Origin of the sequence: Methylobacterium sp. Leaf85 (assembly GCF_001422125.1) — a bacterium.
In the GTDB taxonomy this organism is placed as follows: Bacteria; Pseudomonadota; Alphaproteobacteria; order Rhizobiales; family Beijerinckiaceae; genus Methylobacterium; species Methylobacterium bullatum.
In genome coordinates this window covers 323,333-335,312 of record NZ_LMME01000034.1, presented here as the reverse complement: position 1 = coordinate 335,312, position 11,980 = coordinate 323,333, and the positions used below count along the sequence as shown (strand labels likewise).

Annotated in this window: 11 protein-coding genes; 5 read left to right on the top strand and 6 right to left on the bottom strand. The window is 65.1% G+C overall.

Annotated elements, in window-relative coordinates:
* Positions 1–124: 124 nt before the first annotated feature.
* The 4 genes from ASF08_RS24405 (at position 125) to ASF08_RS22745 (ending at position 5,210) form a co-directional block, all read left to right on the top strand.
* Positions 125–930, top strand: a protein-coding gene (locus ASF08_RS24405) for an IS5 family transposase (RefSeq protein ID WP_085984211.1) whose coding sequence is annotated in 2 segments (ribosomal slippage) — positions 125–461 and positions 461–930 — 807 coding nt in all. Because the reading frame shifts where the segments join, the coding sequence is not laid out codon by codon here.
* A gap of 171 nt (positions 931–1,101) precedes the next feature.
* Positions 1,102–2,400, top strand: coding sequence for a carbohydrate porin (locus ASF08_RS22755; RefSeq protein ID WP_056149733.1), 1,299 nt, complete (start codon positions 1,102–1,104; stop codon positions 2,398–2,400).
* Between the two features lie 172 nt (positions 2,401–2,572).
* Positions 2,573–4,261: a methyl-accepting chemotaxis protein gene (locus tag ASF08_RS22750; protein ID WP_056149731.1), complete on the top strand. Its 1,689-nt coding sequence runs from the start codon at positions 2,573–2,575 to the stop codon at positions 4,259–4,261.
* A gap of 19 nt (positions 4,262–4,280) precedes the next feature.
* Positions 4,281–5,210, top strand: a complete 930-nt coding sequence (locus ASF08_RS22745; RefSeq protein WP_082473332.1) for a substrate-binding domain-containing protein — start codon at positions 4,281–4,283, stop codon at positions 5,208–5,210.
* A 1,161-nt stretch (positions 5,211–6,371) separates the two neighbouring features.
* Here the strand turns inward: ASF08_RS22745 and rmf are convergent.
* From rmf to ASF08_RS22715, 6 genes are all read right to left on the bottom strand, one after another.
* Complete coding sequence (gene rmf / locus ASF08_RS22740) at positions 6,372–6,560, bottom strand: ribosome modulation factor (protein WP_018043730.1); 189 nt, start codon at positions 6,558–6,560, stop codon at positions 6,372–6,374.
* Positions 6,561–6,720: 160 nt separating this feature from the next.
* On the bottom strand, positions 6,721–6,933 hold the full coding sequence (locus ASF08_RS22735; RefSeq protein ID WP_056149727.1) for a hypothetical protein: 213 nt from the start codon (positions 6,931–6,933) through the stop codon (positions 6,721–6,723).
* A 100-nt stretch (positions 6,934–7,033) separates the two neighbouring features.
* Positions 7,034–7,810, bottom strand: a complete 777-nt coding sequence (locus ASF08_RS22730; RefSeq protein ID WP_056149725.1) for a hypothetical protein — start codon at positions 7,808–7,810, stop codon at positions 7,034–7,036.
* Positions 7,807–8,025 carry a hypothetical protein gene (locus ASF08_RS22725; RefSeq protein WP_056149723.1) on the bottom strand — a complete coding sequence of 73 codons (219 nt, stop codon included), beginning with the start codon at positions 8,023–8,025 and terminating at the stop codon, positions 7,807–7,809. Before ASF08_RS22725 ends, ASF08_RS22730 begins: the two co-directional genes overlap by 4 nt.
* 115 nt (positions 8,026–8,140) lie before the next feature.
* The gene (locus tag ASF08_RS22720) at positions 8,141–8,383 is read right to left on the bottom strand and encodes a hypothetical protein (RefSeq protein WP_056149805.1); all 243 of its coding nucleotides are present in this window, start codon (positions 8,381–8,383) and stop codon (positions 8,141–8,143) included.
* A gap of 719 nt (positions 8,384–9,102) precedes the next feature.
* Positions 9,103–11,259, bottom strand: coding sequence for a flagellin N-terminal helical domain-containing protein (locus ASF08_RS22715; protein WP_056149720.1), 2,157 nt, complete (start codon positions 11,257–11,259; stop codon positions 9,103–9,105).
* A gap of 241 nt (positions 11,260–11,500) precedes the next feature.
* On the opposite strand from ASF08_RS22715, the gene ASF08_RS22710 reads away from it, so the two are divergent.
* A complete protein-coding gene (locus ASF08_RS22710; protein ID WP_056149717.1) occupies positions 11,501–11,914 on the top strand; it encodes a flagellar biosynthesis repressor FlbT in 414 nt (137 codons plus the stop codon).
* Positions 11,915–11,980: the final 66 nt, after the last annotated feature.

The window sequence follows — 11,980 nt, the reverse complement described above, 5'->3', positions numbered from 1 at the left end:
CGCTCTTCCGATCTGTGCACGGCTTCTACTTCTCCGGTGCGCGCGACGCTCGGTGCGGCTTCCAGAATGGCTTTAGAGCGCCTAACAGAACGGCACCGAGCGTTGCTTTCAGCGTTGGTTTGGCATGGCCAGACCGCTTCTCCCCGATGATCTCTGGGATGAGATCGCTCCGCTCCTCCCGCCGCCTCGGCCGCGTCCGAAGGGCGGGCGTCGTCCGATCGAGAACCGGGCCGCACTGACGGGCATCCTGTTCGTGCTGCGCTCGGGTCTGCCGTGGGAGATGCTGCCGGCGGAGATGGGCTGCGGCTCCGGCATGAGTTGCTGGCGGCGGCTGCGGGATTGGCAAGCGGCGGGCGTGTGGGGCCGCCTGCATCACGTGCTGCTGGAGCGCCTGCACGCAGCGGGTGAGATCGACTGGAACCGGGCTTGCCTGGACAGCGCGTCTGTCCCGGCCAAAAAGGGGGGCCTGCCACCGGCCCGAACCCGACGGACCGGGGCAAGCCGGGTACGAAGCGCCACCTGGTCACCGACGCGCGTGGCACGCCGCTCGGCTTCCGCCTGAGCGGGGCCAACCGGCACGACAGCATCATGATGGCAGCTACTCTCGATGCCGTTCCGCCTCTGCGGAGCGGTCGACGAGGGCGACCGCGACGCCGTCCGGACAAGCTCCACGCCGACAAAGCCTACGATGCCAGACCTCGCCGCCAGGAGTGCCGGGCGCGGGGGATCGTGCCGCGCATCGCGCGTAAGGGCATCGAGAGCAGTGAGAAGCTCGGACGTCACCGTTGGGTCGTGGAGCGCACCCACGCCTGGTTCAACCGATTCCGTCGATTGCCCGTCCGCTACGAGCGACGCAGCGACATCTACGAGGCCTTCACGAGCCTCGCGGCCAGCCTCATCACCCTCAACCAGATCAAACGGTTCTGTTAGGCGCTCTNCCGCTACGAGCGACGCAGCGACATCTACGAGGCCTTCACGAGCCTCGCGGCCAGCCTCATCACCCTCAACCAGATCAAACGGTTCTGTTAGGCGCTCTTAGTGCCTGCCCGAGAAGCCTCGGCTCGCCGTCAACGAGATCGGCGTGCAGCGCGCCGTCCGTCGGTGGCAGGCGCGATCTTGGCCCGGCCCTCTACCGCCGTCCCCATCAACACGGCACCGGCCGGCAGTCTCGACACGCTTTCAAGCGCTCCGAAATGGGGGCTGCTCGGTAATCTCGGCGGCATCCGCGATGACCTGTTCCGCGCCGGCATCCGCGTCGACGCCAGTTTGGACTACCAGTCCGCCACCAACATTCAGGGCGGTCTCTACGGGCAGTCCCTGCGCGGCGCCGGGCAGTTTGCTCTTCGTTCCGCCATCGATATGGACCGCCTCGCCGGCATTCCAGGCGGTACCGTGAACGTGGTTTTCACGAATCGCTTCGGTCGCAGCCTCACTGCCGACCAGGGCCTTCAAGTCCTGCAGCAGACCGAGGAGGTCTTCGGCCGTGGCCGGATGCCCCGTCTCACCCAGTTTTCCTACGATCAGCGCTTCGGCGACTTCGTGGATCTCAAGCTTGGCCGCCTTCCGGTCAGCGCCGACTTCGCCGGCTTCGCCTGCGAGTTCCAAAACCTGACGTTCTGCGGGAACCAGCCCGGCAACCTCGTCGGGAATTACTGGTACAACTGGCCGGTCTCCCAGTACGCCGCCCGTCTGCGCCTCGGGAATCTCGAGACCGGCTACCTTATGGCAGGCGTGTATCAGGTCAATCCGCGCGACCTCGCTGACGGCTTCAACTTCGACCCGTCCGGCGCGACCGGAGCGTTGGCGATCGTCGAGGCCGCTGTCTTCCCCACGTTGCCGCTGTTTGCCCACCGCGGCAGTTATACTGTGGGCGCTTGGTATCAGACCGGCAATAACTCCGACCTTTATTTGAACGGCAGCGGCTTGCCCCTCAGCGTCGATGGCGGTGCTCCCATGGCGAACCGGGACCGCAGCGGCGTCTACGGCGTGGCGGTGCAGGAACTCTACCGCCCCGATCCGGCCAACCCGCTGTGCAACTTATCGGTCTTCCTGCGTGCGACCATAGCGAACTCGTCGACCTCGGCTATCGACGACCAGCAGACGGTCGGCTTCGTCTACAAGGGGTTCTGGTCCGAGCGGCCGTTCGACTGGATCGGCATCGGCATCGGTCAGTCGCACGCCAGCAGCGCGTTGGCCCAAAGCATTCATGCCGCCAATGCCATGGACGGCGGCATCCGTCCGGTACCGGGCTACGAGCGCGCGATCGAGGTGTTCTACAGCCTCGCCCTTCACCCCGACGTGGTGATCCGGCCCAACATCCAGCTCATCAACCGTCCGGGCGGCTATGCCGGGCGCACGGATATCGTCGTGTTCGGGGTCAAGAGCGGTCTCACGTTCTGACGGTCCAGGCAGAGCTTCGCCGTAAGAGCCGAGCTTATCAAATATAACATCGCCAAGCGCGAATCAATCGATCGCAAGATCGGTTACTGCTTTCATGAATATGGCATCGATTCTGTCGAATATTGGCGGAATTCAAATAAATGATCCGCATCTCCGATCCTTAGGATAGAAAATGTCACGCATCAATCTGCGATCCATCCGGGCGAAGATCGGCTTCGCTTTTCTGGCTCTGGGCCTGTTCTCGGCATGCACCGGCGGCTTCGCCATTGTGAAAGTCGATCAGGTCTCTGCAATCGGCAGCGAGTTGGCCCATCACGTCCGGGCGGTCTCGGTCCTAGGCGATCTCGGACGTATCAGCCAGCAATTGCGAGCCCTTGCCGTACTCAGGCATTTCGCCGGTACGGACACCGAGCGCGTCAGCTATGAGCAGGAATCCGGGCCGGTCCGCATCGCCTTCTCGAAAGCGTGGAGCGATTATTCGAGCCTGGTCAGCGCCGGGCGCGAAGCCGAACTCGCGGCAAGCCTGCGCGCGGCTTGGCAGCACTTCCTCGCCGTCGACGAGGAAATCACCGTCCTCGACCGGGCAGGCCTCCATGCGGTCGGTACCCGTGTCGTATCGTCCGATCTCCGTACGGATTCGGAACGCTTCTACAAGGCCGTGCGGGATATCCAGACCTACCGCCAGGAAGCCGTCGCGCAGGCGATACAGTCCTCCGGGGAGATCCAGCGCGACTCGCGTTTCTGGATCATCCTCGCTCTCACCGGCCTCATTGCCTTCTGCACGCTGGTCGGCTGGGTCCTGACGGTCACGATCTCCAAACCCATCGCCCGCATGACGGCGACGATGGGACGCCTGGCGGATGACGACATGACCGCCGAGGTGCCGGATCGGCTTCGTCGCGACGAGATCGGATCCATGGCCGCCACTGTGCAGGTCTTCAAAGACAACATGATCCGCAACAAGGCTCTGGAGGCCGAGGTCGAGGCGCAGAAGGCAGGTGTGGAGGAGCAGCGCCGCATCGCGATGCGCCAGCTCGCGACAGAGTTCGACAAATCCGTCGGTGGAATTGTGAGCGCGGTATCGTCGGCCGCCGAAGAGATGCAGGCCACCGCACGCCAGCTCACGGTCTCAGCCGAAGAAACGCAAACACGGTCCATGGCCGTTTCCGCGGCCGCCGAGGAGGCTTCCGTGAACATCAACACGATCGCGGGCTCAGCCCAGCAGCTCGGGGCGTCCGTGGTCGAAATCGGCGTCCAGATCGAGCGCTCGTCGCAGATGTCGATCGACGCGGTACGGCAGGCCGACGACACCGTCGCGCTGGTCGCCGAACTGACGAGCGTCGCATTCAGCATCGGGGAGGTGGTGGATACCATTGCCTCCATCGCCGCTCAGACGAACTTGCTGGCTCTGAATGCGACGATCGAGGCGGCGCGGGCCGGACCCGCCGGCCGCGGCTTCGCTGTCGTCGCGGCGGAGGTCAAGGAACTCGCCAACCAGACGTCCCGCTCGACCGGGGACATCACCGCGAAGATCGGAGCGATCCAATCGTCGACCCAGCGCGCGGCGACGGCGATCGACCGGATCTCCGGATCGATCCGGGCGGTCAACGAGACGACGACGGCCATCGCGTCCGCCATCGAAGAGCAGGGCGCCGCCACGCGGGAGATCGTGCAGGCGATCTCACAGGCGTCCATCGGAACCGGGGAAGTCACCTCGAACATCGTCGGGGTCGCTCACACCGCAGAGGAGACGGGCGCTGGCGCCGCGCAGGTTCTCGGAGCCTCGGGCGAACTCGCGCAGCAATCCGACTATCTGAACCGTCAGGTCCAGGTGTTCCTGGCCAACGTCAGAGCCGCCTGAAGCGCCCCATCCCCTCCGCATGCGAGAGATTGTCATGACCCGTCTTGCCGCCATCCTGATGACGACCCTTCTGGCGACGCCGGCCTTCGCCGAATCCAAGATCTCCTTCCTGGTCGCACAGCGCGGCGACCCCTTCCAGGACCTCATCGTGACCGCCGTGAGCGGCGCGGCGCAGTCGGATCCCACGCTTTCGGTCTCCGTCGAAAATGCGGACAAGGACCCCGCCCGCCAGATCGCGCTTGGACAGGCTGCGATCGCTGCCAAGGCCGCTGCCCTCATGATCATTCCGGTGAGCACCGAAAGCGCAGCGATCCTCGCCGAAGCCGCGGGAAAAGCGGGCGTCCCGCTCGTCTTCGTGAACAATCGTCCGCAGATCGGGCCGAGCGGCGGAAAGGCCGTCTTCGTGAGTTCGAACGATCTCGTGGCCGGTCGCGTTCAGATGCGCCTGATCGTCGACAAACTCGGTGGTCAGGGCACGGTCGCCATCCTGCGTGGCACCGACACCGAGACGGCCTCCGTAGAGCGCACCGCGGGCGGAAAAGAGATCCTGGCATCGTCGCCGGGGATCACGCTCGTCTCCGAGGCAAGCGCGAACTGGAAGCGTCAGGAAGCGCAGGAGCAGGTCGCTGCTTGGCTGAAGGGAGGCCGAAAGATCGATGCCATCGCCGCCAACAACGACGAGATGGCTCTTGGGGCGATCGCTGCGATCAAGGCTGCGGGCTTGTCGGGACGTATCCTCGTGGGTGGCGTCGATGCCACGAAGGAGGGAGTCGCTGCCGTCGGCAGCGGCGACATGCTGCTCAGCGTCTATCAGGACGCCCGGATGCAGGGCTCTCAGGCGCTGGCCGATGCCGGAAAACTCTCAAAGGGCGAGTATGTCCAGCGATATGATTGGGTTCCGTTCGAACTTGTCATCGCTGAGAACGCCCAGCACTATAGCGCAAGGTAAGTCAGGGGCGCCGGGGATCTTTTGCTGTCGTTCCCCTCGCATCCATGAAGTGACCGGGACAATGCGCCGGTTGAGCAGATCGAGGCCCGCGCATCCATAGCGTTGGCGCTCGATCTGCTCGATTCGTCTCCTGCTCCGAGACTTATCGTGTTTTCGATTTTCGGAGCCGACGGTTTGGGGGGAAGCCGGAGTTGGCGGTGGCGCTACAGCAAGGCGAGCGTCATTCGACCCTGACCCAGCAAACTGGTCCACGCTGAGCGCAGGTTTTTCGGGTATTGGAGTTGACCCCGTTTGTGGTCGCCGCTGGATCATCGCTGTGTATGGGGCGCTCCGCTGACGGATCACGCACGGTGTGAAGGCGGCCCGCCAGTGATTCTTTCGCCGGCATCCGTGTTTGCCCGCTCAATCACGGAAAGAAAGAAATCACGCCGGGGCGCCTTCGCTGACGACCATGAGTGTTGGCTCGTTTTCGCGTCCATGACTTGGGTGGAAACCTGGGTCGGCTGGAGCGGCGGAACGCGTTCAAGGTCGATGTCCCCCGAACCGACGTGATCGCCCGCCTCGAGGGCCGGATCGATGCCAGGGTGACGTCGGCGCGGGGCGTGAGGCTGAAAGCGTTCTTCGAGCGCCCGCCCCGTTGGCGGATCGCCACTGATACCCTCGCCGGGCCGCCTCCGGGTCGGCAATGCCTGAGCGACACCGAAAATTTTGTATTTTCGTCTGAAACCGGAGCAACGATTCGTCCGTTTCGGCGCACATGACGAAAGCGAAAGCCCGCCCGAGGCCCGCCCCCTTCTTATCGGTTACAGCAAGCCGTCTCCATGCTGCCGACGCGGCCTGGGCTGCAGAGCTTGCGGCATGGTTTGGCGACGAGATGGTCAATGCAGTCTCGAACCAACCGGCGGGCCGTGGGGAAGAGGGAACCAAACTTCGGGCTCTCTACGATGCCCGAAGCCGTGAGCTGACCGATTGGCAGCGCATCCGTGGCCTGAGCTAGTCCCGCGAACCCGCTCCTCCGAGATATCTGCCAAACCGAAAGCCCGGCCGCCGTGATGGCGCGCCGGACTTTAATGCGTTCACAGGAGCGTTCGAGCAGCCCCCGTCTCGAATGTCATCCCAGTCTCGGTCCCTGGCCGGACAGCCATCTGGTCTGAAGGAAGCTCAGCGGCGGCTCTCGCCGGATGGCATATCGGGCCCATCCTCACGCGGCGTACCGTCGTAGCCCTCCATCCAGGAGGTCCGATCTTCGCTGTCGCGGGGATAGGGGCAGGCATCCTTGGGGTGACCGTGGATCCGCGCCTGGGCGCCCTGCTCGATGGGATCGGAATACGCGTGACGGATGTCGGCCATGAGACTGGCTCCGGGGTGTGGCTGTCATCGATCAACCCGCCCCCTCGTCCTATGATCCCGCGGCCAAAAGGTTCGGGCAGAGTCCAGGACGATTTCGCAGACGTGGCCCCCGGTTCTGCGATGAAAACCTGCGACACATCGAAGAGCTAAGCAGGTTCACTCACTTCGACCGCTTGGCCGGGGGCTTTGCGGCGGCGGCATCCGCGGCATCGCGCTTGAGACGCTGAGCCTTCAGGCGAACGATCTGATCGTCACGCGCCGTCTCCCGGCCTCTGACCTCTTCCCAGACCTGACCGGCGATGTCCGCGCGCTCCGCGGCCTTGGCCGCCTTGGTGTCCTTGCGATCCTGATGGCCGGCCTTGTCGTCCGTCACTTGGATTCCTCCGATTGGCACGGCGCCGCACCGCGCTGCTATCCTCGACACCACGGCACCCGATGGGCGGGCGCGATCGACATGTTCTCCGACACGTGGCTCAAACCTGCGTCGGGAGAAGCATCAGGCCGTCCGACTCCACATCGAGGGACACCCCAGACACGAGGGCACGCCGTTGATGCGCCCTCTCGCCTGCCTCCGTGCTGCATTTCTCCACGTGAACAACGCGGTTGACGACCTGAAGGTTCGGCGCTCCCCAGTAGGCCAGGAGTTTGGGCCAAGGGGCATCGCGGTGCTCGCGCCAGACGCGATAGAGCGGCGTGCGATGGTCGACCTCGGCCGTCTTCAGCAGGCGCTTCCCGGACGCGGCGCAGCGATGGCGCTGATGCGCCTTCAAAACCTTCACCTGGTCGCTGGGCGCGGCCCAGAACTTCCAGGCCGTGACGCAGGCCGAATGCCAGCGGGCGTTCTTGTTCGGCGTGCCGGTGCCCCACAGATCCCTGTGCCAGCCGAAGCGGAAGACCGGCTGTCCGCAGATGCAGCAATGGCCGGGGCCGCGGGCATGCGCGGGCTCGCGATAGGGAGAGGGCGGCATCCGGAAGGTGGCGGCGAGGCCCGAGCCTTTCTCCGAGCCGAGACGCCACGTCCATCCCTCCGGCTGGCCCGAGCGCGTGGCCAGCGCCCGCGCCAGGCGATCGGCCCGGTGGACGTGGTTGCGCCAGTAGCTCTCGACGGCGAGCCGTGGTGTGGGCGGCAGCAGCGGGCGGGACAGCGCGTGCCGAAGGACGGGCGCGGGAAAGACGGCCGGGAGCGCCCGTTCCAGCCGGGCGCGGGAGCGCTCGTTCCGCTCCGCACGCCACTCCGAAGCGGCGGTCACGCCGGGTCGAGGACGCGAGCGCGGGAGACCGCAGGCGTCGGGGCCGGGGCCGGTACGCCCGCGATGGCATCGGCGAGTTGGTTCAAGCGTAGCGCGAGGTCGCTCACCTCGTTCAAGGCGATGGCCTTGTCGCCGCTCTTCACGGCCCGGGTGATATCGCTGATCTGCATCTTCGCCATGCGCGACAGTTCGGCGGCAAGCTGGTCCCTGGTCATCGGTATCCGTCTCGGTTCGGCGGTTTCAAGCCTAACGAGGCCTAAAGCCGGAGGGTTACCGGGCGGTTTCAGCCGGCGGAAAGCGGGCGTGCCGCCGGCGCCCGATCCGCGACTATCACGGCCGCGGTGCGGGAGCGGGGCTCTGCTGCGTCGGCGCTTGCTGGGTGGGGCTCTGCGGCGCCGGCGACGGCTGTGGCGGAGCCGGGCCGGGGGCGGTCTGACCGTCCGACAGCGTCTGGTTCGCCTTGGTCTGCAGCTGATCCGCCGTCTGCTGGTTGATGAGCCCATAGGACACGGCAGCGGCGAGGGCGACGGCGATGACGGCGCCGATGATCGTCTTCGTGAGCTTGCTCTGCATGGACATGCCTCCTGCGGTCGCCTCACGCGAGGCGTCCTCCACAAGAGCAAAGGTGGCGGCTCTCAGGCTGGTTCCGCTCCGGTCTTTCGTCCCCTTGAACGAAAGGAGCAGCCACGTCGGGCGCCCGCTTCCTCAGCCTCACCCCCGGCCCTTCAGCTCTTCCTCCGCTTCGAAGTGTGAAATCGTGTCGGTCGATCCCTGCGCTGTCTCGGCACGCTCTCGGATGCCGACCCCCAGCGAGGCACGACCCCTCCATCCACGCCCGAATCCAGGCCACCACCATCTCCCGCGAGGTGTTCGAGCGCCTGTGTCCGCGCAGGGCAGCGTCGAGCGTCGCGGCATCGCGGCATCGCGGGAGAGGACAGATGCCGGAATGTGCCGGCCGCTTTTGCGCGATCCCGGTCTGCAGGATCGCGGGAGAGATGCCGGGCAGTTGTGGCGCAGGCCGTGGACGCGGGTGCGGGGCAGGGTGGCCGATAGGGGCGGGGAACCGCGTGAACGCGGGCGTCCGGCCGTACAGCCGGCGCGTCGCCCCAGCATGAGGACGGCGTCGTCCGACAGGCGCATGCCGAGCTGGAGACGCTCCGCGGCCTGCCGAAGGCGGTGGCGGCGCGGTGGTTCGTCGCCGGCGAAAGGTGCGCGCGGGGGAGGGACGGTCTACGCATAAAGAAACGGCCGGGGTTTCCCCCGGCCGCTCATCGTCGTGACGGCTGATCCGCTTAGCGGAGAAGCTGCAGGATGCCCTGCTGCGCCGTGTTGGCAAGCGAGAGGGCCGAGATGCCGATGGACTGGCGGGTCGACAGGGCCTGGGAGTTGGCGGCTTCCTCGTTGAGGTCCGCGTTCGTCAGGTTGGCCGAGCCGGTGTCCAAGATGTTGATCAGGTTCTTCGAGAAGTCCTGACGGTTCTGCACCACCGAGAGGTTGGAGCCGAAGGTCGAAGCCTGTCCACGAAGCTGGCTGGTGGCCTTGGTGATGGCCGTCAGCGTCTCGTTGATCTCCGTATCGGTCTGGAAGCCGCCGGTGGAGGCGGTGAGGCCGAGGCCGTCCGAGTCGAGCTTGGCGCCCGAGATCGTCAGGCTGGACGAGCCGGTCTCGTTGAAAGTCACCTTCAGGGAGTTCTCGCTGGTATCGTCGCCGCTCCGATAGAGCAGGTTGATGCCGTTGTAGCTCGAATCCTTGGCCTGCTGGGTGATCTGGTTCAGAATTTCGTTGAACTGCTTGGACAGCGACGTACGGGTCGAGTTAGTGGAGCCGGTGCTGTCCTTGCCGAAGCCGGAAATCGCCGTCGCGGTGTTGGTGGCTGTGCCGTTGATCGTCGAGGTCTGGGTTCCGAGGCCGATATTGATGTTGTTCGCCACGGTCGTGCCCTGCGCGGCGGTCACGGTGATCTTTTGATCCGAGCTTGCCTTGGTGGAGCTGAGAACCAGCTTGTTGCTGGAGTCGAAGCTCGCTGTAACGTTGCCGGCCAGTCCGGTATCCGCAGCGATCTGCTTGTTGATCGCCGCAGCGATCTCGTCGCGGCTGGTGTTAGCGGCCGTTGCTGCGCCGATGGTGGTGGCCGTCAGGCTAATGGTTTTAGCCGGACCCGAACCGAGCTGGATCGAGAACGAGGCGTTTTTGGTGCCCGACAAATCGATACCGCCGCCGGTGGGCGGAGACCCGCCGGTGGTGTCAGCGATCACCACGGTCCCATTGATGCTGGCCTTGGCCGACCCATCGGTCGCATCCGATCCGGTAGCCGAGAGGCCGGTCGCCGCCGTACCCGTGCCGGCGGTGAAGGTGCCGGTGGTGTAGGCCGTGTTGTCCCCGAAACCGATGTCGATATTGTTCCCCGCCGTCGCCGAATATTGCTTGCCCTGGACGGTGACGGCCGCGCTCGGGCCGGTGTCTTGGCTTGTGAAGTTGAGCACGCCGCCGGACACGCTGGCGGTGACGCTCGAACCGGCAGCCTTCAGCTGGACGTTGATGGCATCCGCAACATCGGTCGCGGTTCCAGCGGTGCCGAGGGCGGTTCCGTCTGCCTTCAGGCTGGTTGAGTCGATGGTGACGTCCAATGCAGAGGAGCCGTCGCCGATGGAGAGTGTTGCACCCGTTCCTGCGGCTGTAATGCCCGTGAAAGCGCTACCGACGACCTTCGCCGTCGTCGGACCACCGGTGGTGGTGTCCTTGCCGTAGCCGATGTCGATCGACGAACCCGCAGAGCCGCGAACGTTCAACTGCTGCGTCGCGCCGGCGCTCGCCGTGGAGAAGTTGATGCGGCCATCGGCAGCAACCGAGGCCGAGACCTTTCCTTTCAGCGAGGAGTTCGCGCTGACTTGACTGTTGATGGCCGAGACGACCTGCTGCGCGCTGACCTTCGTCAGGTCGTTGACGCTGCCCTTAAGAGTCGCGGCGTCGAGGCGGATGGTCGAATAGCTCTTGCCACCATCGAGCGAGATGTCGACCGAGCCATCCTTCGCCAGCGACGAGAAATCCTGTGTGCCGTCGGTATTGGCCGAAAGCGCCTGGAAGGTCTTCGAACCGGACAAGGATGCGTTAGCCGCGGGCGTACCGCTCGACACCGCGCTCTTGTCGGCCAGCGCCTGGTTGGCGGTGGACTTGGCCGAGTCGACCAGTTTCTGGATCGAGGTAATGCCCTGGTTGGCGGCCTGGATGGTCTGGACGCCGTTCGAGATGCCGTTGAGGAGCGAGCCGAGATCGCCCGAGCGGCCGGACAGGGCCTGCGAGGTGAAGAAGCTCGTCGGATCGTCGAGGGCCGAGTTGACCTTCTTGCCGGTCGACAGACGGTTCTGGGTCTGGGTCAGGAGGTCGGCGGTGCCCTGCAGCGAGAGCAGGTTCTGGCGCGTTGCCGCGGTAAGCGTGATGCCTGAAGACATGTGGTCCGATCCATTCTGATCTGGAAGCGCCCTTTTTTGGGTGCGACGTCACAGAACCACGAGGACGTTGCGAACGTCTTAAGACGAACGGTCAACGAACCCTGAGTGAGATCCGACGTATTCTCCCTATCTTCGTGGTCTCCGAGGGAGATGCCGTATTCCGCAAGCAAACCCTGCCATGGTGGTCATGTATTGTTAACCGCCCGGATCGATGATCCCACCCGAACCCGAAGGACCGGTCATGCCCCTGAAGATCGAACTCAAGCCGTTCGAGCGGTTGCTGATCGGCGGGGCCGCGATCCGCAACGGGTCCCGGCGGTCGAGTTTCGTCATCGAGACGATGACGAAGTTCCTGCGCGAATCCGACATCATCACGGAGAGCGAGGCCGATACGGCCTGCAAGCGCCTCTACCTGACCCTCACGGTACTCTATCTCTCCGACGACGTGTCGGAGATCGAGAACCTGTTCGTGGCCCAGGCGAGCGAATTGCTCGCGGCGGTGCCGAGCACGGCCCCCTATGTCCGGGACATCAACGCCCATGTGGCGGCGCGGGACTTCTACCGGGCGATGAAGCGGGGCAAGGACCTCATCCAGTACGAGGCCTCCCTGGCCAACCGCCTCGCCCAGGCGCCCGATTCGGGAAGGGCGGACTGATTCTTCGAATCGGCCGCCGAGCGGGCAGGGGGTTGGCATCGGCAGTCCCGATGCGGCAGGCTCTCG

What these genes read in the sequence shown, in the direction of transcription:
- ASF08_RS22750 (WP_056149731.1), top strand. Translation starts at nt 2,573, where the DNA reads ATGTCACGCATCAATCTGCGATCCATCCGGGCGAAGATCGGCTTCGCT.
- ASF08_RS22745 (WP_082473332.1), top strand. Translation starts at nt 4,281, where the DNA reads ATGCGAGAGATTGTCATGACCCGTCTTGCCGCCATCCTGATGACGACC.
- rmf (WP_018043730.1), bottom strand. Translation starts at nt 6,560, where the DNA reads ATGGCCGACATCCGTCACGCGTATTCCGATCCCATCGAGCAGGGCGCC.
- ASF08_RS22725 (WP_056149723.1), bottom strand. Translation starts at nt 8,025, where the DNA reads ATGACCAGGGACCAGCTTGCCGCCGAACTGTCGCGCATGGCGAAGATG.
- ASF08_RS22720 (WP_056149805.1), bottom strand. Translation starts at nt 8,383, where the DNA reads ATGCAGAGCAAGCTCACGAAGACGATCATCGGCGCCGTCATCGCCGTC.
- ASF08_RS22715 (WP_056149720.1), bottom strand. Translation starts at nt 11,259, where the DNA reads ATGTCTTCAGGCATCACGCTTACCGCGGCAACGCGCCAGAACCTGCTC.
- ASF08_RS22710 (WP_056149717.1), top strand. Translation starts at nt 11,501, where the DNA reads ATGCCCCTGAAGATCGAACTCAAGCCGTTCGAGCGGTTGCTGATCGGC.